We start from the raw sequence: 22981 nt of genomic DNA on the forward strand, positions 1-22981 counted from the left end.
CCGCAGCTATTTGCCGTGATAGTCGCGAAACCAGGCGACGAAACGCGCGATGCCTTCGTGAATATCGGTTTGCGGGCGATAGCCGGTAAGCCGGTGTAGCAGCGTTGCATCGGCCCATGTGGCGGGGGCGTCGCCCATCTGCATGCCCATATAGTTGCGCACCGCCCGCTTGCCGAGCGCGGCTTCGATCGCTTCGACGAAATCAAGCAAGCGGACCTTTTCGGAATTGCTGATATTCACCACCCGGTAGGGCGCTGCAGGAGAGAGCGAATCCCATTCCGGCGGCGGCGCTGCGCTGCCCGGTTGGGGCGGAACGCAGTCCATCAGCAGACGGATGCCGCGCACCAGATCATCGACACAGGTGAAATCGCGGTACATCTCTCCGTGATTGTAGATATCGATCGGGCGCCCGTCGAGGATCGCATCGACGAATTTGCTCAAGGCTAGGTCGGGGCGCCCCCAAGGCCCGTAAACGGTGAAAAAGCGAAACATCGTCGTCGGCAGGTTCCACAGATGGGCATAGGCATGGGCCATCCCCTCATTCGCCTTTTTCGTGGCGGCGTAGATCGACAGGGGCCGGTCGGTGGCCCCGGTTTCGCCAAAGGGCATATCGGTATTGGCCCCGTAGATCGAAGAGGATGAGGCCATGAGCAGATGTTTGACCTCCAGCCGTCGCGCGGCTTCCATTACGTTAAAAGTGCCGGTGATATTGGCTTCGAGAAAGGCGCGGGGGTGGTCGATGCTGTGGCGCACGCCCGCTTGCGCCGCGAGGTGGACGATCATGTCTGGCTGAAAGTCATCGGCCAGCGCATCGAAGGTCTCGCGGTCTTCCAGCAGCGCCTCTTTGGTCGTGAAATGCTCATGCTGAAGCAGCATCGCGTGGCGGCGTTGTTTCAAGGCGACGTCGTAGTAATCGGTCATCCCGTCATAGCCCTGCACCCGCGCGCCCTCGGCCAGCAGCAGGCGGGCAAGGTGAAAGCCGATGAAGCCGCCCGTGCCGGTGACCAGTATCCTCTGCGTGCTGTCCATTCTGGCATCCTCGCGCATGCGGCATGCCGCGCCCATTGAGCCTGCGGCTTGAGTTGCCTTTTCCATGTCCTGATCAAGGTTGGGATGTGAATGCTGAAAATTTGGTTAAATTTGGCATAGAAACGGCAAAGCACTTGCTGGCGGGGCGTCAATCAAGCCCCGGCAAGGCAAAACGGTTCGCGGGCTGCGCGATCAGAGGGCGAAGGGATGCGCGAGGATTTACATCAATGCCCGCGCTGAAACGTGATCTGACCGTCCATAATGGCGGTGATCGCATCTACGTCGGTAATCGTCTCGGCGGGCCATCGGGTCAGATCATGGCTCAGAACGGCAATGTCGGCGTCCATGCCTTCTTTCAGCCGTCCGCGTGTATCTTCGGCAAACTCCGCCCAAGCGTTGTCGAGGGTATAGCTTGCGAGGGTATCTTGGAGGGTCTGGGTCTGATCCGGCCAATCGCCGCCGAGGTCCAGCGGCGCGGTGGCCGCCTTGAGCGTGGACATCACATCGACTGGGATGACCGGCCAATCGGTTGAGAAGATCACCCGGGCCCCGGTGTCACGAATGGTTTGCCACGCATAGGCCCCTTCGATCTGCTCGGGGCGGATATAGTCCCCGACGCCAGAGGGCGGAAAGACATGGCCCCGGGGCGCGTGGCCGGGCTGGAGGGAGGCGACGATGCCCAGATCGGCGAGCCGGGGAATGTCATCGGGGTGGATCACTTCGATATGCTCGATCCGGTGGCGGCTGTCGCGTTTTCCATTCGCCTTTTGGGCGGCCTCATAGGCGTCGATCGTTCGGCGCACGGCGGCGTCTCCGATGGCATGAACGGCGATCTGAAACCCCAGACGATCCGCTTCGACACAGGCGGCGACGAAATGCTCTTGGGTGAAAACCTCATCGCCGCAATTGCCATTTCTGCCCATCTCCCCGGATAGGGCTGCAGCATCAGTGCGGTCCCGCTTTCGATCACCCCGTCGATGAACATTTTGACGTGACTACAGCGGACCTTATCCCCTTCAAAGTCATCGCGCAGGGCAGGGGCTTCGCGGGTCAGACGCGCGACAGTGTCCGTGCCTTTGAGGTGAAAGGGCACATGGCAGCGGCAGAGCAGGCGGCCCTCGGCCTCCAACTCAGACAGAAGCTCAAGCTGATAGCGGTTGCCATCCATCAGATGCAGACCGGTGATGCCCTGCGCGGCGCAATGGGCCAGCCCGCGTGCGATAACGTCCTTGTCCATCGCGCGCTGCGCAGGTGTGGCGGGCGGCTCGGGGTCGCGTCCGGCGGTAAGGCCCAACATATCGCGGCCGCCATAGCGGGTGAGCGATAGGATCGGGCTATAGGCGCCGGGCTCAAGCAACCCCCATTGGCGAGCCCATCTTCCCCCATCACGATTTCAGAGCCTGCGTCGACCTTGCCGCCTTGCAAGAGCCCTGCCGCCTTCAGCGCGGCGGTGTTGGCCCAGACCGTGTGATGGTCGGGGGCGAACATGGCGAGCGGGCGGTCGGGCAGGATGGCATCAAGGTCATGCCGGGTGAGGGTCTTGCCGGTGCCCAAAATGCCGTAGTCTGCCATGACGCAGAACAGCATTTTATCGTCTGGGTTTGCCTCGGCATAGGGCAGGATCGCGCGGCGCATCTCCTCCAGCCCGGTGAGGCCATAGAGGTTGAGATATTCCAGTTCGACGGACCCGCCAAAGAGATGCACATGGCTGTCGATAAAGCCCGGCAGCACCGTGCCGCCCTGCGCATCGATCACCTTGGTGTCTGGGCCGATCAGCACCGTGATCTGAGCATCCGATCCGACCGCCGAGATCTTATTACCGGTGATGGCCAAAGCGCTGGCTTGGGGCTGATCCGGGTCAAAAGTGATCAGCGCCCCGTTGTGGATGACAATATCTGCCGGCATGGTCTTAGGGTCCTTATTGCGATGCGCGCCCCGACCGATGGCCGGGACGCAATGTGTTTATCGAACAAAGCGCGCGTTATTTCTGAAGGTCGGTCCAGATCGCGGTGTAGAGCTTTTGCGCCTCGGGCGGGCAGACCTTGGCGACATAGGCGGCGCTTTTCAGGTCTTCGGGCACGACCACTTCGGGGGCGGACTTCATGTCTTCTGGCATGAACGCATCGGAGCCTTTGATGCCGTTGGCATAGCGGGCGAACTCGGACAGCATCGCGGCGTTCTCCGGGTCCATGATGAAGTTGAGGAAGGTCTTGGCTTCTTCGACGTTCTGGGCGTCCGCCAAAATCGCAGCATTGTCCATCCAGACCGGATAGCCCTCTTGCGGGTAGCCGAAGGCGATGTCGGGGTTTTGGTTGCGGGCTCGGAAGGATGCGCCGTTCCAGTTCACCCCGGCGGCGAGGTCACCTTTGGCGTATTTCTCGATATTGCCGTAGTCCATCGACAACCAATTCGGCTTGGCCTCGCGCAGGATGTCGCGGACTTTTTTCAGCATTTCCTTGTCGGCTGTGCATTGCTCACCGCCCGCAAAGTGGATCGCCATGCCCATCACGTCATTCATCTCGGGCACCACATTGATCTTGCCCTTCAGCTCTTCTGGCGGGTCAAAGATCACGGCGGCGGTATTGATGTCGCCATCATAGACCGCGGTGTTCACCGTCACCCCGACGGTCCCCCACTGCCATGGCACGGTGTAATTGCGGCCCGGATCGAATTCCACATCGACCCACTGCGGGTCCATGTTCTTGAAGTTCTCCATCTCGTTGGGCTTGCTTTCCATCAGCAGCCCTTCGCCCACGAAAATCGGGACATAGGTGCCCGAGGGCACGACGATGTCAAAGCCATGACCGCCTGCTTTGATCTTGGCCAGCGCCGTATCGTTGCTGTCATAGTCCGTGATGGTGACCTTGATGCCGGTCTCTTTCTCGAACTTTTCGATCATGTCGGGGCTGGTGTAGTTGCCCCAGTTGTAGATGTTCAACTCGCCTTCGGCCATGGCAGGCCCCGCGAGGATGAGCGTGAGTGCCGTCAGTGTCTTTTTCATGTCTTGCTCCCGTTGGTTAATTATTTTTTGACTTTGCTGAGCAGGGTATAGGCGATCACCATCGTCACCGAGATCATCAACAGAACAGTTGAAATCGCATTGATCTCAGGTGTCACCACCCGCCGTAGTTGGCCCAGCATATAGGTCGGCAGGGTGTCCTGCCCGGCGGATTTCACAAATTCGGTAATGACCACGTCATCAAGGCTGATGACAAAGGCCAGCATCGCCCCGGCGAGGATGCCCGGCCAAAGCTGGGGCAGGGTCACATGGCGGAAAACCTGAACCGGCGTGCCATAGAGATCCGCCCCCGCCTGTTCGAGGGTCAGGTCCATGCCCTGCAGCCGCGCTCTGATCGGCAGATAGGCGAAGGGAATGCAGAATGCGGAATGCGCGATGATCAGATACATCAGCCCAGTATAGCCCGTCACGACCTTGATCGAGGCAAAGAAGATCAGCAGCGCCACTGCCGTGACAATCTCGGGCACCATGAGCGGTTGGTGGATCAGCGCAAAGACCGTGGTCTGCCCCCGAAACTTGCCTGTGCGGGTGGTGCCGAGGGCTGCAAGCACCGCGACACTGGTTGAGATGGCCGCGGCAGAGACCGCGATGATAAGGCTGCGCACCGTGGCCTCTTGGACCATTTCGTTGTCCCAAGCCGAGACGTACCAGCGCCACGAAAATCCCTCCCAGATCGCGATGGAGGTGCCTGCGTTGAAGGAATAGACCACCAGCAGGATGATCGGCATGTAGAGCATGAAAAAACATGCCATCGCGATGCTGGAAAAGCCCGTAAGCTTGCGAATGTCGAACCCGCGATTAGCCATGCTGCACCTCCTCATTTCCTGCGGCGCGGACATAGGCCAGCAGTGCCACCATCACGATAGCCAGCAGGGTGATCGACAGCGCCGCGCCCAAGGGCCAGTTGCGGCCCTGTCCGAATTGCAATTCGATCAGATTGCCGATCATTAATTGATTGCCACCGCCCATGACGCGCGGCGTGACATAAGCCCCAAGCGAGGGCACCAGCACAAGGATCGACCCCGCGATCACCCCCGGTTTCACCAGCGGCAAGATCACCCGGCGCAGCACGTGAAAGCGGGTGGCGTAAAGGTCATAGCCTGCTTCGACGAGCCGGAAATCCAACCGCTCAAGCGAGGCATAGATCGGCAGAACCATCAGCGGCAGATAGACATAGACCATGCCCAAAATGATCGAAAACTCGGTGAAAAGCATCTGGATCGGCTCATCAATGATACCAAGCGCGATGAGGATTGAGTTCACGGTGCCCTCGTTGCGGATCAATTCCAGAATGGCGAAGGTGCGGATCAGCAGGTTCGTCCAAAAGGGGATGATGATCAGCAACATCCAGAATTCGCGCTGCTTTTTCGGCCGTGTGGCGATGAAGTAAGCTGTGGGGAAACCAAAGAACAAACAGGCGAGCGTTGTCAGGATCGACAATTTGAGCGACCGCCAGAAGATGCTGAGATGGGCATCCGACCAGCCCAATGTGTCGTCGAAAATATCGCGCTGCATCAGCACGCCAAACCACGCATCGGTCGAGAAATCCCAGACTACCCCGCCATAGTCGCCGGGGGTGAGGAAGGAATAGAACAACGTGATCAGCAGCGGCCCGCTGGCGGCAAAGATCAGGATGATCAGCGCGGGCGTCAGCAGCAGCCAGCGGTTTCGGGCGGCGCGTTTTGCAACGGTGTTTGAAAGCTCTGCCATGGGTCAGTCCCTCAGAACCTGAGCGGCACCGGCGGGGAAGGACACCCCAACCCGATCGCCCGTCACATAGGAATGCGTGACCGTGGGGCCATTTTGCTGGCGCAGTACAAATTCGCTGCCATCGTCGAGGCCGACGTGAAAATGCGTATCGGTCCCGAAATAGACCACCTCGCGCAGGCTCCCGGCCAAGAGGCCATCGGCTTCGGAGGTCAATTCCGCATGTTCCGGTCGCAGGGCCAGCGTGACCCGGCCCGTGGCGGCTTCATTCGCATGGGCCTGCACAAGCTTGCCTGAAGGCAGACGCAACTGAGCGCTCTCCCCCTCGCGGCCAATGATTTCAGCCGGTAAGAAGTTGGTATCGCCGATGAAATCCGCCACGAACCGGTCTGCAGGACGGTCGTAAATCTCGCGTGGGCGTCCGACCTGACGCACCGCGCCGTTGGACATGACCGCGATGCGATCCGACATGGTCAGCGCCTCTTCTTGGTCGTGGGTCACGAAGATAAAGGTGATGCCGGTTTCGGTCTGAAGCCGTTTTAGCTCCAGTTGCATTTTCTTGCGCAGTTTGAAGTCCAAGGCGCTCAGCGGTTCGTCCAGCAGCAGGATCTTGGGCCGTGGCGCCAGAGCGCGGGCGAGGGCGACGCGCTGCTGTTGCCCGCCGGAGATCTGGCTGGTCTGCCGATCCGCCATCTGGGTCATCTGCACCAGTTCCATCATTTCTTCGACGGTCGAGTTGATCGCAGATTTGGGCGTGCCGAGCATTTGCAAGCCAAAGCCGATGTTTTCGGCCACGGTCATATGAGGAAACAGGGCGTAGTTTTGAAAGACGGTATTGATGGGGCGTTTGTAGGGGGCAGCGCGAGCAGGCTTTCGCCGAACATGTCCAGCCTGCCGGATGTGGGATGCTCAAACCCCGCGATCAGTCGCAGCAAGGTCGTCTTGCCACAGCCCGAAGGACCCAGCAGCGTGAAGAATTCGTTGTCCTGAATTTCGAGGTCGATACTCGCGAGCGCTTCGACCGGCGGGTTGCCGGGATACACTTTGCGCAGCGCCTGTGCGGTGATTGCCTTGGTCATCTTTCCCCCTGATCGCCCAATTCGGTTCCTAGTTTTGAGCAAAGCTTGCCCTGCATGATTGCGCCAATAGTAATTGGTGAATATACCCCTTGTGGGGTAGTGTTCTTGAGATTTTGATCAGATTTTGGAGTATCTTTGGGCGATAGGCTGACAAATTTGGCGATTGAGCAATTGCGCGATGCGCTTCGGGCCGTCGGCAGCCCGGCTTTTTTCGAGGCCTATAAGACCTTTTTCAGCACCCGCATCGCCTTCGGCACCTTCTTGATGTTGCGCTTTGATGCGGACCAACCGCCCTTACTGCTGGATCACTGGATCGAGCCGGGCAAATTGATCGGGCGGCCTCTCGAAGACTATATGGAGAGCAGCTATGCCTTTGACCCCTTCTATCTGTATCGCAGCCTGCCGAAGGAGGGCGGGCTGTTTCGTTTGGCCGACATCGCGCCGGACCGTTTCTTTTCCAGCGAATATTATCTGCAATATTACCGGGGCACCGGGCTTTGTGACGAGGTTGGACTGCTCATCCCACTACAGGATGGCGGCGTTGCGCATCTGTCGCTGAGCAGGCGGGATGGGCAGGGGCCTTTTCGGCGCAGTGAGCTTCGCAGCATGGAAAGCTATGCGCCCTTGTTGCTGGAGCTTCTGGCGCAGCATTGCATTGCCGTGGCCCCGGCCCCCGTCGACCAGCCCGGAACGGCCCGCCCCCGCTGTCCGATGCCATCAGAAGCCATGCTGCGGATCGCCTGAGCATCGGTCTAACCCTGCGGGAGGCGCAGATCGCGGGGTTGGTGCTGCAGGGCCATTCGAATGCCTCCGCTGCGAAACTGCTCGATATCGCGACGGAAACCTGCAAGGTCCATCGTCGGAACCTTTACCGCAAGCTCGTCATCTCAACACAGCGCGAACTCTTCGGCGTGTTCAAGCATCTGTTGTAGTTGGTCTTCGACCCGATGGCTCTGGGCGGGGCATTCGAAATGCGTGGGTTGAGCGGCGATGGTGGTACTTTGACATATCAGAATTCAAAGCGCGGATGCGCAACCAGTGACCCCGCAGGGCGGGCGTTCCACGTCTGCTAGGCCGATTGTCCAACCCTCACCTGTCCGCCAACGCCCCGAGCGGGGGTAGGGCGAGACACGCGAGGGCTGGGTTGATAGCTCAGACCCTGCCTTCCATCACTGTTGCGGAGGCGCGGGCATGGCTGCACGCAGGGCGTCTTCATCGACCCCCAAAGCCTCTGCGACCTTGGCCAGATCGGCGCCACGCCCGCCTGCGTCTTCCATGGCCTGTCGCAGGGTTTCGGCATCCACGTTGAGGGTCTCGGCAACCGCGTCAAAGTCTGGGCCTCCGCCCGGCCCGCCGGGACCACCGCCAGCATTCGCAGACCCGATGCCGTTTGCAGCATTGGTCGCGAAGTTGTCCTGCGCGACCACGCCTGCCAGACAGGCAGGCAGGTTCGGAAAGGTGTTGCCCGCGTGATAGTGATACTCGGCCTCTCCGTCCGTTTCGGTCAGGCCGACATGGCCGCCGCAGTCATCCAGATCATCGGGAAGGGAACCGTCGTGGTTCAGCGGGCCAAACATCGCGAACCCGTCAAAGCCATAGCCAAACTGTGCCGTCTGATCCTGAGCGACGTTCACACATTCCGCATCGACGCCTTCGGAATCATAGATCGCGTTCACATCCGTAGCGGTCGCATGCCAGTGGTACCAGCCGCCCGGGTCGACATGGCCGCCGCAGGTATCAAGCGCGGGCATATGCCCGGTTTCCAGCACCGAAGGGGCGTCGGCGAAGATCGGGACGCCGTCCAACCCGATGCCGACCTTTGCAACAGTGCCAAGGCTGGTCGGCTCATCCGCCATCACCGGGTTCGTCGGAATGAGGACCGTCATCTCGACATCGGGATCGACCGAACCTTGGATGCACTCATGCGCCTCGGTCGGCCCTTCGATGCGAATGTCGAAAGAATAGACCTCTCCGTCTGCGTTGAAGAAGGTGTAGCCCTGCGCGTCCAGCATCCGCAGGAAATCGCCGTCAATCCGGTAGAGCCCCGCTTCATCGCCGTCCCAGTGCCAAATGCCGCCCTTGTCCTCCAAGGTCGCCGGACAGAACGGACCGATCTCAAGGTCGTCGGGCAGATATTTCACCACATAGCGCGCGCATTGTGCAGTCTCTCCGGTCTCGAGCGTGCAATCCACGATCTCGGCGGGGCTGACCAGCGCGGCATCCGCCACCGAATGCGCGTCGGGGTGCGCAAACGCAGCTGCCGGTGTGAAAACTGCGCAGATTGCGCAGGAACGTAGAAATCTCATCGCTGGGTCTCCTGACTCGTTACTTGTGAGTGTTGTCGGACGCCAAGCCGGGCACCTTGCCGCCGAGGCGGTCTCGGAGGCGGCGATTGAGCGTGGCGTGCGCGGCGGCATCCTCCGCGCCCAGAGTCTCAGCGATCAGCGTGTCGATATCGCGCCAAGCGGCATGGACATCTGCCAGCAACGCGCGCCCGCGCGGTGTCAGTTCCACGATATTGCTGCGCACTTCGGTCGGATCGACTTTGCGGGTGATGATGTCTGCCGCGATCAGCCGCCCGGTCATGGTGCTCATGCTGGCGGGGGTGATGGCGAACTCACGGGCGAGGGTGATTTGCGAAACGGCGCCCATTCGGGCAAGTGCGTCGATCACGCGGGCCTGACGGGGCGATATGCCGATTTCGGAAAGCCGGTGGCGCAGCTTTTCCTCCACCAGAGTGGCTGCATGAAGCAGATAGTGTAATTTGACGGGGTCGAACTGCATACTAACAGTTAGTAGGCTAATTAACGGCGAAAGGCAAGATCGGGCATGGCCGAGCCGAAGATAGGAGCAGCTGACGTGAATGCCGCGCATGGGGAGTTTGGCCCACGGGTCGAGGGGAACCGACATTTTTCATCGGAACGGCAATATTTTTGCGACGGAATATTCTTCGTCCGCCGTTTGAGAAGAAGCACATGTATCGCAGGGACCTTTCCAACACCCAATTTCGCACCGCTCGCCACTGTTTAAATCGCTCAGCCACGCCTTCGTTCGAGGCCGGGTTGTTCTGACATGGGGGGCGGTTTGGCAAGGCCATGAAACTTTCCCCCACAGCGCCTTTCAGGAGCCTGAAGACTTTGAAAAGATTAATCTACGCCGTCGTCTCCATCGTCATCATTGCAGGCGCATATGGCATCGCATTCGGCGTGCCCGATGAGGTTGCGCAGCTTTGGGGCGGCAGTGTCACCCAGACGGATGATGCGCCTCAGAACGCGCGGCCCGGGCGGCGCGGCGGGCAAGGACGGGCGACAACCGTTGTGCTGACGCCGCTGGAGGCGCGCGCATATACGCTCGTCCTGCGCACGGTGGGCAGCGCGGTGTCCCTTCGCCAGACGGAAGTGACCGCAACCGATGCGGGCGAGGTGGTCGAAACCGCGCTTGCCGCCAATACGATGGTGGAAAAGGGCGATGTCTTGCTGAAACTGGACGACCGCACCGAACGGCTGGCGCTAGAAATCGCCGAGGCCAACCGCGATCAGGCGCAGGACACCGTTACCCGCTATGAGGGGCTGCGCAGCAACGGCAGTTCCGTGGTCACCGACGTAAGCCTTTCCGAAGCGCGGGTCGCCTTGCGCTTGGCCGAAGCCAATGTGGGGCTGGCCCAAGTGGCGTTGGATGACCGCACGATCAAAGCGCCGATCTCTGGCCGTTTGGGGCTGAGCGATATTAGTCTGGGCGATCGCTTGTCGAGCGGGGAGGCCATCGTGACCATCGACGACACCACCCGCCTGCTTGCCACATTCGAAGTGCCAGAACGCTCCATCGGTCTTTTGGCCGAGGGCAAACCGGTTCTCGTCTCCACGCCCACCTATGCGGGGCGCATTTTCGAGGGGACGATCACCGCTTTTGACAGCCGTCTCGACAGCGTGACCCGCAGTGCGACGGTAGAGGCCGAGATCGAGAACCCCGAGGGGCTGCTGCTTGCCGGTATGACCTTTGCCATCCGCATGACCGAAGAGACCGACCCGCTGCCCGTCGTGCCCGCAACCGCCATCACATGGGACCGCAGCGGCGCGGGCATCTGGGTCGCCGATGAGGGCAGCACCGCCCGCGTTCCTGTCACCATCCGCTACCGCGAGGGCGACCGGGTCTGGGTCGAGACCGAAGCCCCCTGGGCGCGCAGATCGTGGCCGAGGGCGCGGCGAAGCTGCGCGAAGGCGCGCAGGTTACCGCGGCTGGCGCGCGCGGGGGACCAGACGCATGAGTTTCGAGAAAAGAGCGCACAAGGCCGGTCTTGCGGATATTTTCGTGGCGCGGCCCATCTTCGGGATCGTGCTGAACCTGCTGATCATCATCGCCGGACTGGCGGCCTATACCAGTGTCGACATCCGCGAGATGCCGGATGTGGACCAGCCCGTGCTTTCTGTCAGAACCGACTACGAAGGTGCGGTGCCAAGCACGGTAGACACCGAAGTGACACAAATCCTCGAAGACGCGCTCAGCGCGCTTGATGGCATGTCCTATATCGAATCCACGTCAAGCATGGGGTCGAGCCGCATCACCATCGATCTCTCGGACGGCACCGACGTCAACGTTGCTGCCAATGAGGCGCGCGAGATCGTATCGGGCGCCTTGCGGTCCTTGCCCGACGATATCGAAGACCCCAGCGTCAGCAAAAGCGACAGCAATGCGGATGCGATCATTCGCCTTGCGCTGCTTGGCGATGCCAGCCTCGACACGCTGACCCAACTGGCGGAAGGGGCTGTCTATGAACGGCTTTCCCTGATCGATGGCATTGCCGAGGTGACCCTGCGCGGTGACCGTGCCAATGAGTTCCGCGTGGCGGTGAGCATGCCGTCTTTGCTGAGCCGGGGGTTGACCATCTTTGATGTCTCCACAGCACTCGCGCAGCTGCGCGACGACACCGCACTGGGCTCGCTTTCCAGCGAAACGCAGACCCTCTCGCTCAGGGTGGGCAGCAAGGATGTCACCGTCGAGACCATCAACCAATTGCCGATCAATGACACGACCCAAGTCGCGGATATCGCCTTTGTGCAACTGGCGCCCGAAGACGCGAACGTCTATACCCGCGTGAATGGTGAGACGGCCATCGGCCTTGATATCACCCGGCAATCGGTTGGCAACACGCTGGAAATTTCGCGCGATGTGGGCACCGCAGTCGAGGAATTGCAGGCGCAACTTCCCGAAAGCGTGCAACTGTTGGTCACCTCGAACGACGGTATCTTCATCGAAGGGTCGATCAACGAGGTCGTCAAATCCATCCTCATGGCGACCGGCATCGTGGTGGTCGTGATCTTTCTGTTCCTGCGCTCCCCACGGGCCACGCTGATCCCCGCGGTTACGATCCCCGTGGCTTTGATCGGGACGCTTGCCGCGATCTGGCTTACGGGGTTTTCGGTCAACACGATCAGCCTTCTGGCGCTGGTATTGGCGACGGGGATGGTTGTCGATGATGCCATCGTCGTGGTCGAGAATATCGTGCGCAAGCGCAAGTCCGGCATGGGGGCTTTCGCCGCCGCGGCTTCGGGCGCGAACGAGGTATTCTTCGCCGTGATCTCCACCACCGCCACGCTTGCCGCCGTTTTCATTCCGATTTCCTTCCTGCCGGGGCAGGCGGGGGCGTCTTTTCTGAATTCGGCTTCGTGCTGGCCTTTGCCGTTACCCTGTCGTCGATCACGGCGCTCACCCTTGCGCCCGTCCTGTCGGCTCTCTTGGACCCGGGCAAAACCTTGGGCGACGCAGAAGCCGCCACGCCGGGCGCATTGGCGCGCGGCTTTGACCGGATGATGGATTTCGCCATCCGCACGCCGCTGCTGGTTCTGTCGATCGCCATAGGCTTTGCCATGATCGCAATGGGGGCCGCGTTGACCCTGCCGTCCACCGTCACGCCAGAGGAAGACCGTGGCTTCTTTCTCGTACAGGCGCGCGGGGCATCGGACACGACGATCGATTACCTCGATACGCAGGTCGCGCTGGTCGAAGACATCCTCGCCCCGTATCGAGAGAGCGGGCAGATCGAGACCGTGCAAAGCATTATTGGCGTCGGCGGCGGCACCAGTGCGTTCATCGTCGTCCGCCTGCCGGATTGGGCCGAGCGCGACTTTACCCAGCAGGAGTTGATCGCGCAGATCAGTGGTCAGTTGTCCGCGGTCCCCGGCGTGCAGGTGAGCGCACGGTCGACCAACAGCCTTAACATTCGTGGCGCGGGTGGCGGGCTGAGTTTCGCGGTGACCGGCACCAATCTGGCTGAAATGACCGAAGCCGCCGACAGGCTCACGGCGGCGATGGCCCAGGATGCGACCTTTCTGAACCCGCAACTGTCCAACAACAGCGTGACCGCGCAATTGGAAGTCACGGTAGACGACAGCGCCGCTGGCGATGTGGGGCTCAACAGTTCCGATGTCTCCTCCCTCGTGCGCGCCATGGTTCAGGGCGATGTGGCAGTCAGCGTCTTTTCGGATGATGTCGAAGTGGATGTGAACGTCGTCCCCGGTGGCCCGCCGATTGACGATCCGTCTGACATCGCCTCCATGTCCATCCGCCTCGACAGTGGCGCCTATGTACCGCTGTCCGCGGTTGCCTCGCTCGAGACGGTGGTAAGCGACGCGCAGATCGAGCGTTTGGGCGGAGCGCTGTCCGTCGCAATGCAGGCGAACCTTGGCGAAGGTGTCGATCTGTCCACCGCGATGGACCGGGTGCTGACACTTTCCGAAGAGGTTTTGCCCGATGGGATGGGCATCACCTTCACCGGAGAGGCCGCGACACTCGACGGCTCCCAAAGCGGTATCTACATGGTTTTCGGCGTCGCGCTGATCGTGGTGCTTCTGGTGCTGGCCGCCCAGTTCGAGAGCTTTGCCAGTGCGGTGGTGATCATGATGACAGTGCCCTTCGGGATGGCTGCCGCATTGCTGGCGATATCGATGACGGGCGGATCGCTGAACTACTACAGCCAGATCGGCCTTGTGATGCTGATCGGGGTCATGGCCAAGAACGGTATTCTGATCGTCGAATTTGCCAATCAGCTGCGCGAAGCAGGCGAAGACATCGACAGCGCCATCCGAAGCGCGCTGCGCCTGCGCATCCGGCCCGTGATGATGACGATGGTGTCGACTGTTTTCGGAGGCCTGCCGCTGATCGTGACCTCTGGCGCGGGCGCGGAGGCCCGGATCGCCGTGGGCTGGGTGATCGTCGGCGGTTTGGGCTTTGCCACCGTGTTCACCTTGTTTCTCACGCCGATTTTCTACCGCTGGATCACGGTCTGGGGTGCAACCCCGGAGGGTCTGCGCATAGATTGAAAGCCGAGGTGGAGGCGACCGCAAGCGTGTAGCGCGACGGCCTTTGCGTATCGGATGCTCTCCCCTGCGCAAAGGCTGGGAGCGGCTACAAGGTCCACGGCTCTTGCATAGCTGACGGCGAAAAACTGCCCCACGCCAGCGACGGGAATCTCTCTGGCAGACGTTAAATATGACGTAAGCAAAGAGGAGAGACCCAATGCAAAACCGGATGAAAAAATGCGCGACTGTCGTGCTATTGGCAGCCACCACAGTGGCTTTCGTGCCGATGACGGCAATGGCCGACAGAGCGGAGGCTCAACACAGCCGTGTTGATCGCGGCGCCAAGGTGAAGGTGGTGAAACAGCAGCGCCATCGGCATGCGGTTGGCCAGCGTCTCCGCAAGCAGGATGTCGTCGTCGTCAAGAACTGGCGCGCCCGCGGCCTTCGCGCCCGGGCCGGAATGAAGTCTATGTCGTCGATGGCAATGATATTTACCTTGCGGCCGCAGCGACGTTGTTGGTCAAGGCCCTCGTAAACTGAGATGCGCCCTCCGGGCAGGGGTTGATCCGCGATTGAGGGCCGGTGTTAGGCTGGAACGCGGGTCAAACCTTTCCCGGCGCGGCGGCCTGCAAGAACCGCCGGAAGGATGGCACCAGAACGGTTGCTCAGGTCCCGCCCACCGTCGACGGACCTGAGCTTTGCCGCGCTTGATGCATGCAAACGGATGGGTTAGCGTTTTTCGAGAGGCACCAACACGCCGGTTTCTAGGGGGCATGGGATCGTGAAAGCACTGAGCCGAATCTCGACAAGGTCCACGCCCATCGAAGTGCTACGCGACGATATTCTGCAAATCTGCGGTGCGTTCGAGGTGGAACCCGCGCGCCGCGATGGGCCGTCTCATGGTCGGGCACGCAAGCGGGGGATGGGTGGCTTTGACGCCGCACTGGTCTCGCTCGACGCTCAGGAAGCAGCCCGGACCCAGACCTGCATTCGGCGCGATCCGGGCGAATATTTCTTTATGCTGGTACAGGATGTCGGCGAATGCGTGGTGCATCAAAGCGGCGCATCCACCCTCTTGCGGCCCGGTGACATGTTCATCGTCGACGCGACGCGCCCATCGAAATTTGTTTATGACGGGCAGTTGGCGCATCAAATTTCAGTGCATCTTCCGCGGGATGAGATGATCGGCAGGTTCGGCGCTATCTGTGATGGCGGTGTGGCGATTGACCGCAATGATCCGCTGTGGCTGGCGCTGCGGGCAGTGCTCTACAAGATGTTGCACTGCCCGCCCGAGGCAGGGTTACAGTTAAGCGAGGCGTTCTATGGGCTGATGGGGGCCTATTTCCACGAGCGGCGCAGCCAGACCTTGGATGCACGCGGGCAGGTCATGGAGCGCGCTCTGCAACTCATGACCCGCCACTACCGCGACCCTCAGTTCGGGCCGAGCGCTTTGGCGCTGCATTTGGGCGTATCGCTGCGCAGCCTGCAACGCTATTTCGAACCCTTGGGCGAAACGCCGGGTCAACGTCTGCTGCACCTGCGTTTGACCCAAGCGCACGCCGAACTCTCTCGCCGCGGGGGCAAAGAGGTCTCTGTCACCGACTGCGCCTATGGCTGCGGCTTTAACGATCTGTCGCATTTCTACCGTGCGTTCCGGCAGCGTTACGGCATGACCCCCGGTGCCGTTGTCGCAGAAGTCCGCAACGGTGGCGCGATCGTCCAATAGCGCTGTCGCGTTATCCCAAGATGCCCATCCGATCCGCGCCTAACCTCTTACCCGAGGAGGCGTTTCGGCACGGTGCCGGAACGGGATGACGGAGGACATCATGAAAGACACCATCGATAGCATCGGCCTGATCGCGGGCGGTACGCGGGTTGAAACGGGCGCGCGTTTCCCCGTGGCCAATCCCGGCACGGGCGGCCAAGCAGGCACGGCGCCGGATGCCGGTCAGGCAGAATTGGACCGGGCGGTTGCTGCGGCGAAGGCGGCTTTCCCAAGCTGGTCCGGCACTTCTGACGAAGAGCGCGCCGCCGCCTGCAATGCCGTGGCTGACACGCTCGAGGCGCATGCTGAGGAATTGGCGCAGTTGATTACTGCAGAACAGGGTAAACCCTTGGGTGGCATCGGTTCGCAATGGGAGTTGGGCGGCGCGGTCGCTTGGGCGCGCTATACCGCGAGCCTGTCGCTGCCGATGGAAGTGCTGCAAGACACACCCGAAGGCCGGGTCGAGATGTACCGCAAGCCGCTGGGCGTGGTGGGGTCGATCACCCCTTGGAACTTCCCCGTGCTGATCGCGGTCTGGCACATTTTGCCCGCGCTGCGCAGTGGCAATACGGTGGTCAGCAAACCGTCCCCGATGACACCGCTCGCGTCACTGCGCATGATTGAGTTGATGAACGAAATACTGCCAGCAGGCGTGGTTAATTCAGTGAGCGCCGCCGATGGTGCATTTAACATGGGCGCGGCCATGTCCGCGCATGAGGATATCGCCAAGATCGTCTTCACCGGCTCTTGCGGCACCGGCCAGAAGGTCATGCAATCCAGCGCCGAGACGATGAAGCGTCTGACCCTTGAGATGGGCGGCAATGACGCGGGCATCGTCCTGCCCGATGCCGATCCACAGGCGATTGCCGAAGGGCTTTTCTGGGGGCGTTCATCAACAACGGTCAGACCTGCGCCGCGATGAAGCGGCTCTATGTTCACGACGATATCCACGACGCAGTCTGCGACGCGTTGGTCGCCTATGCACGTAACATCAAAGTGGGCGAAGGCACGCAGGAGGACAGCGTTCTTGGTCCCGTACAGAACCGGATGCAATTCGACAAACTCTCGCGTTTGGTGGCGCAGGCCAAAGAGCGCGGGCAGGTGCTGCTTGGCGGAGAGCCGGGCGAGGGGCTGTTCTATCCGCCGACGATCATAGCCGGGATGAGCGCCGACGATCCGCTGGTCTACGAAGAGCAATTCGGCCCCGCGCTGCCGATCATTCGCTATAGTGATCTGGACGATGCGCTGGCGCAGGCCAATGCGCTGGACGTGGGCCTTGGTGGGTCTGTCTGGTCGTCAGACAAGGCGGCGGCCAAGGAGGTGGCGAAACGGATGGAATGCGGCTCGGTCTGGATCAACAGCCATGGCATGATCCAACCCAACGCGCCCTTCGGGGGCGTCAAGAAGTCAGGCTTCGGCGTCGAGTTCGGCGAAGAAGGGCTGAAAGAATACACCGACATTCAGGTAATTTTCGCCTGACGCTGGGAGGCGAGAGCGATCATTCGGTGTCTGCCATGGCGGACACCATAAAGACAAAAATGAAGGGAGACAGCATGTTACGTAAAATTCTACTTGGCGGGGCCGCGGCCTTTGCCCTGACCAGCGGGGCGTCATTCGCGCACCCGCTTGATGGTTTTTCCGGTGAGGAATACCAAAAGATCAATGAAATCCTGCGCGCAGGCGATCTGGCCGGGGATGACACGCTCTATCCGCTGATCGAGTTGATCGAGCCGCCCAAGGCTGATGTGCTGGCATGGAGCGAGGGCGACACGCTCGACCGCCGCGCGATGGTGCATATGTCCAACGCCGACAACAGCGGTTTTGTTGAAACCATCGTAAACCTGACCACTGGAGAGATCGAAAGCAGCGCCCCCACCGAAGGCCAGCCGATGATCCTTTTCAACGAGTTCGCCAATGCTATGACCGCCGCACTAGAGCATCCCGACATGATCGCGGGGCTGGAGAAACGCGGGCTGACGCCGGATCAGGTGTTCTGCCTGCCGCTCACTGCGGGCAACTTCTTCTCTGACGAAGACGACGGCACGCGCTTGATGAAAGTGCCTTGCTATGTTTCGCCCGAAGGGTCGAATTTCTATGCCAAGCCGATTGAGAACATCTATGCTGTGGTCGATCTGCAAAGTGGCAAGGCGCTGCGTGTGATCGACGAAGGCAACGTAGCGATCCCCGAGGACGGCTGGGGCTACACCGGCGAGGAGATTGAGGCCCGGACCCCACAACGCGCCGCGACCAATCCCGCCGTGCTGACCCAAGAGGGCGGGCCGAACTTCACCTATGCCAATGGCGCGCTGGAATGGGATATGTGGCGCATGCGCCTGCGGGTCGACAAACGCCCCGGTCCGGTGCTGTCGAACATCGACGTGAAGGATGGCGAGGAGTGGCGCACGCTGCTCTATCAAGCGCATCTGTCCGAAGTTTTTGTGCCCTATATGGACCCAAGCGCTGGGCTCTATTGGCGGACCTATATGGACAGTGGGGAGTACGGCTTTGGCCTGTTCCTGACCCCGCTGGTGGCCGGGATCGACTGCCCCTCTTACGCGACCTTCCTGCCAGCAATGATCGCGGGTGACGATGGCCAGCCGCTGGAGATCCCCGACGCGGTCTGCATCTTTGAGCGCAACATCGGTGATCCGGCTTGGCGACACTTTGAGGTTTTTGCCCAAGGCCCCGACCAATACACCCCCGCCGAAGGTCGGCCCGAGACGGAACTGGTCGTGCGTACGGCGTCAGAGGTTGGCAATTACGACTATCTGATCGACTACCGTTTCAAGCAGAACGGCCAGATGGAGATCAAGATCGGTGCCACGGGTCTCGATGGTGTGAAGGGTGCCGATGCGACGTCGATGGATGATCCTTCGGCAGCGCGAGAAACGGAGTATGGCACGCTGATCGCGCCCAATCTGGTAGCGGCGAACCATGACCACTACTTTAACTTCCGGCTCGACTTCGACATCGACCAACCCAGCAACCGCTTCATGACGATGGACATCGTCCCCGCCGAAGTGGCCGAAGACAGCCCGCGCAGGTCATTGTGGAAGGTCGAGCATAACATGCCCAAATCCGAGGCCGAAGCGACCTATCAAGTGTCGTCCTTCAAGCCGCGCTACTTCATGCTGCAAAACCCCGACCGCAAAGGGCCGTTGGGCCATAAGCCGGGCTATATGATCCACCACGGCAGCGTGGCTTACGGGCCTTTCGACTTTGAGAACGACCCCCCGATGATCCGCAACGCCTATATCGAGAATTCGGTTTGGAACACGGTGCATGATCCTGAGGAACGATATGCGGGCGGTAAGTTTGCTTTGCAAAGCGACGGCTCAGACACGCTGGCGCAATGGGTCAAAGAAGACGCGCCATTACAGGATCAGGACATCGTGACGTGGTTCACGGCAGGCTTCCACCATGTGCCCCGCACCGAGGATTGGCCTGTGATGTCGACCGAATGGAAGACCGTGCATATCATGCCGCATAACTTCTTCCCGATGAACCCGGCGATCACGATCCGCGATCCTGAATAAGGACGCTTGAGAAAAGAGGAGGCGAGAGGCACAAGGTCGCTCGCCTTTCTCAGCCGCAAGGTGAAGTTATTCCCTGCGCAGAAACAGCTCTACTAGAGCGCTGGCATCCAAGTCATGGCCAATACGGCGGGCAGCGCCGAAGAGCCGCCGCTAGACCCTACCGCGCAAAACCCAACGTGGTATATCAACCTACCCTCGCATCGGGCACGGGGGTCAGCAGGGTCAGTCGATCTGGGTTCATTTCGGCGATCACGATGGTGCCATCGTCCTGCACAGCCAATCCGTGACCATAGGTTGAAAAAGTACGGCAGCGGCCAATCAGCTCACCATTCGGGGCATATGCCGACAGGCGCGGGGTTTGGTCAGTGACCAGCAAGACGCCTTGGGATGTCAACGCCAGCGCCATTGGTTTGTGCAGGCCTTTGATCTGACCCAGCCAGATGCCTTCGGGGTCAAATAACTGAACGCGGTTGTTTTCGCGGTCCACCACGCAGAGCCTGCCTTGGCTGTCGAACAACAGGCAGTGCGGGGTCGAAAACGCGCCCGCTTCGGTCCCGGGATGTCCAAAGGTTTTGAGGTGGCGCAGCGCCGGGTCAAAGATATGAACGGCGCTGTTGCCATATCCGTCAGCGACATAATAGCGTCCGTCCGGACCTTGGGTGCAATCGCAGGGATGATTGAAGGGCCGCCCCAAGCCGGGATGCTCTGCGCAGTCCATACGGGCGGTTTCTTGTAAGGTGTCATCAAGCAGCACGACCTTGTGGCCATCCATGTCCGTGGCGGCGACTTGGCTGGCGGAGGTCGCGCGCAGGCCATGGCCGCAAACGAACTGCGGCAGATTAGCGGTTTCGCCCAACATTGTGCCGTCCAGCCCGAGCATGACCAATTCAGGCGCTTGCCGTCTGAGGACCACGATTCTGTCGCCTATGACCGCGACATCGGAAATACCCGATAGCATGGGATCGCTGACATGGGTCACACGGTAGCGCTGGGCGCCCAAGGCCACATAGGCAGAGGGGCGCTTGGCCGTTTCGCTCACAGCGCGCCCTGCAATGTTTCGGCCATATTGATCAACATCGCATCCCGTCCCGCAGACGCGGTCAGCATCAGCCCCGCGCCGGGGTGGCTGGTGATCGGCATGCTGACCGAACAGCCGTCTATTACATTCGCAAAGCTGGTGTTGCGCAGCGCCAGCAGATTGATGCGGTCATAGGTGGCATCCTCGCGCAGATCATCCAGCTTTGGCGGCATGATGGCCACGCTCGGCAGGGCGACCGGCGTGTCGCCAAACAGATGCGCCGCCCGTGCGATCAATGCTTCCCGCGCGGCTATCGTGCGGGCAAACTCGATCCCGGTGACACCATCCGCCCGCGCCATACGTGATGCCACACGCGGATCAAGCTCTGCGCGGGCGTCGTCGAAATGCGCCCCGTGATGGGCGCGGGATTCCACTGCCGAGAACTGCCAGACGGGCAGGGCGCGGTAGTCATCGAAGAAGTCGAGCGTTTGTCGACGTAGGCTCACGCCAGATGCCTGAAGCGCTTCGAGGGCGGCTTCGAAGGCTTGGGCAACCTCGGGGTCCAATTCGTCCATGCCGAAATTTTCCGGCACGATGACGTCACGCGGCGTGGCAGACGCGGCGAGCGGTTGGTCGCGTAGCACGTTCAAAACCGGGCGCAGCAGGCCGACTTCTCGGGTCAGCACGCCGACACTATCAAGCGAATGGGAAAGCGGCACCGCCCCCGCGCGGGAGATCGTCTGTGCCGTGGCCTTGAACCCGAAGAGCCCGCAAAAGGCCGCCGGGATACGCGCAGAGCCGCCAGTGTCTGTCCCAAGCGCGATGTCTGCCACGCCGCGCGCCACGGCAGAGGCACCGCCCGAGGTCGAGCCGCCCGCGATACAGCCTTCTCTCAAGGGGGTGAGGGGGTGCCGTAATGTGGGTTCAGGCCGAGGCCGGAATAGGCAAATTCGGTCATATTGGCGTGGCCGATCAGCCCGGCGCCTGCGCTGCGCAGCCGCGCGACCGCCGCGGCATCCTTGGTGGCGGGCGACGTGCCTTTGCGGACCAGCGACCCCGCGTGGGTGACTTGGCCCCGCACGTCGAACAGGTCTTTGACCGCTACGTTCAGCCCCGACAGTGGCCCTTCGCCTTCGACCGGATCATCGAAGGTCCGGGTGAAATCGGGCGCGGGAGCGCGGGCGCGGGCCGCGTCGAGGAGGGATTGAGGGGTGTGTGTCATCAAATCAGCCTTTAAATCGTTTGTTCCACAAGCCACGTCGCGATGCCGGGGAATGCCGTCAGCAGGATCACGGCCAGCACCAAGATCATGAAATAGGGGATGATCATGCGGGTAATCTCAAAGATCGATTTACCAGTCAGGCTCTGGATCACAAACAGATTGAACCCCAGCGGCGGCGTGATCTGCGCCATTTCGACGACGATGATCAGATAGATCCCAAACCACACCGGATCGATCCCCACGGCAGCCACGGCGGGCATCACAACCGAAGTCGTCAGCACAACGATGGAGATCCCGTCGAGGAAACAACCAAGGAGCACGAAGAACACGGTCAGCACGGCGATCAAACCCGCAGCGCTCAGCCCGCTGGCGGAAATGAGTTCGGCCAGTTGCCCGGGCAAGCCAGAGAAGCTCATCGCGGAGGTGAGAAAGGCCGCGCCAAGCAGGATCAGCCCGATCATCGCAGAGGTGCGGGTGGCCCCCAGAAGCGAGGCGACGAAGGTCTCGGCGTTCAGCGACCGGCCAAAAGCCGCGATGATCAGCGCCCCGGCCACACCGATGGCGGCGGCCTCGGTTGCGGTGGCCACACCGGCATAGATCGAGCCGATGACCCCGATGATCAAGCCCACCACCGGCAGCAACATGCGCAGGCGGCGCAGGCGCTCACCCAAGGGCATGCGGGGTTCGGGGTCTGGCACGCCATCGGGGTTCATCTTTGCCCAGATCGCGATATAGCCCGAAAACAGCGCCATGAGCATCAGCCCCGGCACCACGCCCGCTATGAACAAGCGGTTCACGGACACTTGGGCCGCGACGCCATAGACGATCATCACGATCGACGGCGGGATCAACAGGCCAAGCGTGCCCGATCCAGCCAAGGAACCGATGGCAAGCCGGTCGGCATAGCCGCGCGATTTCAGCTCTGGCAGAGAAATGCGGCCAACGGTGGCGGTGGTGGCAGCCGAAGACCCCGACACCGCCGCAAAGATACCGCAGCCCACGACGTTGACATGCGCCAAGCCGCCGGGCAGCCGCCCGACCCATGGGGCCAGACCAGAAAACAGGTCTTCGGCCAGACGTGTGCGGTAAAGAATTTCGCCCATCCAGATGAACAGTGGCAGCGCCGTCAAAGTCCAGCTGGCGGAATGGGCCCACATGGTGGTGCCGAGGATCGCATCGACCGGCGTAGAGGTGAACATCAAGAAGATCACGACGCCCGAGGCCATCAGCGCCACGCCAACCCAGATGCCCAAGCCCAAAAGCACAAGCAAGGTCACGACCAGAACGGCCGATTGCAGAAAAATATCCATG

The 22981-nt window shown here is 61.0% G+C and carries 15 protein-coding genes and 6 pseudogenes; 8 read left to right on the top strand and 13 right to left on the bottom strand.

The window, feature by feature from the left end; genetic code table 11:
- Positions 1 to 6 precede the first annotated feature (6 nt).
- The 8 genes and pseudogenes from ACFQAU_RS11850 to ACFQAU_RS11885 all read right to left on the bottom strand — a co-directional run bounded on the left by ACFQAU_RS11850 (position 7) and on the right by ACFQAU_RS11885 (position 6834).
- The gene (locus ACFQAU_RS11850) at positions 7 to 1029 is read right to left on the bottom strand and encodes an NAD-dependent epimerase/dehydratase family protein (RefSeq protein ID WP_132444382.1); all 1023 of its coding nucleotides are present in this window, start codon (positions 1027 to 1029) and stop codon (positions 7 to 9) included.
- A 224-nt stretch (positions 1030 to 1253) separates the two neighbouring features.
- Positions 1254 to 1952, bottom strand: coding sequence for an amidohydrolase (locus ACFQAU_RS11855; RefSeq protein ID WP_386282408.1), 699 nt, complete (start codon positions 1950 to 1952; stop codon positions 1254 to 1256).
- Positions 1953 to 1990: 38 nt separating this feature from the next.
- Positions 1991 to 2266: pseudogene (locus ACFQAU_RS11860) on the bottom strand (amidohydrolase family protein); the annotation flags it as partial.
- On the bottom strand, positions 2197 to 2934 hold the full coding sequence (locus ACFQAU_RS11865; RefSeq protein ID WP_386282411.1) for an amidohydrolase family protein: 738 nt from the start codon (positions 2932 to 2934) through the stop codon (positions 2197 to 2199). The gene ACFQAU_RS11865 and the pseudogene ACFQAU_RS11860, both read right to left, overlap by 70 nt.
- Before the next feature lie 76 nt (positions 2935 to 3010).
- The gene (locus tag ACFQAU_RS11870) at positions 3011 to 4030 is read right to left on the bottom strand and encodes an ABC transporter substrate-binding protein (protein ID WP_132444384.1); all 1020 of its coding nucleotides are present in this window, start codon (positions 4028 to 4030) and stop codon (positions 3011 to 3013) included.
- Between the two features lie 20 nt (positions 4031 to 4050).
- Complete coding sequence (locus ACFQAU_RS11875) at positions 4051 to 4854, bottom strand: ABC transporter permease (RefSeq protein ID WP_132444385.1); 804 nt, start codon at positions 4852 to 4854, stop codon at positions 4051 to 4053.
- Positions 4847 to 5758, bottom strand: coding sequence for an ABC transporter permease (locus ACFQAU_RS11880; RefSeq protein ID WP_067626922.1), 912 nt, complete (start codon positions 5756 to 5758; stop codon positions 4847 to 4849). Before ACFQAU_RS11880 ends, ACFQAU_RS11875 begins: the two co-directional genes overlap by 8 nt.
- A gap of 3 nt (positions 5759 to 5761) precedes the next feature.
- Positions 5762 to 6834: pseudogene (locus ACFQAU_RS11885) on the bottom strand (ABC transporter ATP-binding protein).
- Positions 6835 to 6969: 135 nt separating this feature from the next.
- Here ACFQAU_RS11885 and ACFQAU_RS11890 point away from each other — a divergent pair.
- Together ACFQAU_RS11890 and ACFQAU_RS11895 are read left to right on the top strand one after the other, a co-directional pair.
- Positions 6970 to 7578, top strand: coding sequence for a LuxR family transcriptional regulator (locus tag ACFQAU_RS11890; protein WP_386282418.1), 609 nt, complete (start codon positions 6970 to 6972; stop codon positions 7576 to 7578).
- 41 nt (positions 7579 to 7619) lie between these two features.
- Complete coding sequence (locus ACFQAU_RS11895) at positions 7620 to 7766, top strand: LuxR C-terminal-related transcriptional regulator (protein ID WP_386283895.1); 147 nt, start codon at positions 7620 to 7622, stop codon at positions 7764 to 7766.
- A gap of 237 nt (positions 7767 to 8003) precedes the next feature.
- Here the strand turns inward: ACFQAU_RS11895 and ACFQAU_RS11900 are convergent, their stop codons facing one another.
- Positions 8004 to 9140 carry a YHYH protein gene (locus ACFQAU_RS11900; protein WP_165935554.1) on the bottom strand — a complete coding sequence of 379 codons (1137 nt, stop codon included), beginning with the start codon at positions 9138 to 9140 and terminating at the stop codon, positions 8004 to 8006.
- 19 nt (positions 9141 to 9159) lie between these two features.
- A complete protein-coding gene (locus tag ACFQAU_RS11905) occupies positions 9160 to 9618 on the bottom strand; it encodes a MarR family winged helix-turn-helix transcriptional regulator (protein ID WP_165935555.1) in 459 nt (152 codons plus the stop codon).
- 311 nt (positions 9619 to 9929) lie between these two features.
- On the opposite strand from ACFQAU_RS11905, the pseudogene ACFQAU_RS11910 reads away from it, so the two are divergent.
- The 6 genes and pseudogenes from ACFQAU_RS11910 to ACFQAU_RS11935 all read left to right on the top strand — a co-directional run.
- Positions 9930 to 10934 (top strand): annotated as a pseudogene (locus ACFQAU_RS11910) (efflux RND transporter periplasmic adaptor subunit); the annotation flags it as partial.
- Positions 10935 to 11094: 160 nt separating this feature from the next.
- Positions 11095 to 14150 (top strand): annotated as a pseudogene (locus tag ACFQAU_RS11915) (efflux RND transporter permease subunit).
- 196 nt (positions 14151 to 14346) lie between these two features.
- Positions 14347 to 14664, top strand: a complete 318-nt coding sequence (locus ACFQAU_RS11920) for a hypothetical protein (RefSeq protein ID WP_386282423.1) — start codon at positions 14347 to 14349, stop codon at positions 14662 to 14664.
- 246 nt (positions 14665 to 14910) lie between these two features.
- The gene (locus tag ACFQAU_RS11925; protein WP_132444392.1) at positions 14911 to 15855 is read left to right on the top strand and encodes a helix-turn-helix domain-containing protein; all 945 of its coding nucleotides are present in this window, start codon (positions 14911 to 14913) and stop codon (positions 15853 to 15855) included.
- A gap of 100 nt (positions 15856 to 15955) precedes the next feature.
- A pseudogene (locus ACFQAU_RS11930) lies at positions 15956 to 17373 on the top strand (aldehyde dehydrogenase family protein).
- 74 nt (positions 17374 to 17447) lie between these two features.
- Positions 17448 to 19430 carry a copper amine oxidase gene (locus ACFQAU_RS11935; RefSeq protein ID WP_165935556.1) on the top strand — a complete coding sequence of 661 codons (1983 nt, stop codon included), beginning with the start codon at positions 17448 to 17450 and terminating at the stop codon, positions 19428 to 19430.
- 184 nt (positions 19431 to 19614) lie between these two features.
- On the opposite strand, the gene ACFQAU_RS11940 is transcribed toward ACFQAU_RS11935, so the two are convergent.
- From ACFQAU_RS11940 to ACFQAU_RS11950, 3 genes and pseudogenes are all read right to left on the bottom strand, one after another.
- Complete coding sequence (locus tag ACFQAU_RS11940; protein ID WP_132444394.1) at positions 19615 to 20469, bottom strand: NHL repeat-containing protein; 855 nt, start codon at positions 20467 to 20469, stop codon at positions 19615 to 19617.
- A pseudogene (locus ACFQAU_RS11945) lies at positions 20466 to 21670 on the bottom strand (amidase family protein). Before ACFQAU_RS11945 ends, ACFQAU_RS11940 begins: the two are co-directional and overlap by 4 nt.
- Positions 21671 to 21681: 11 nt before the next feature.
- Entirely contained in the window at positions 21682 to 22980 is a 1299-nt protein-coding gene (locus ACFQAU_RS11950; protein WP_120351600.1) for a TRAP transporter large permease, read from the bottom strand.
- Position 22981 lies beyond the last annotated feature (1 nt).

Source organism: Sulfitobacter profundi, assembly GCF_042661425.1.
GTDB lineage: Bacteria > Pseudomonadota > Alphaproteobacteria > Rhodobacterales > Rhodobacteraceae > Sulfitobacter > Sulfitobacter profundi.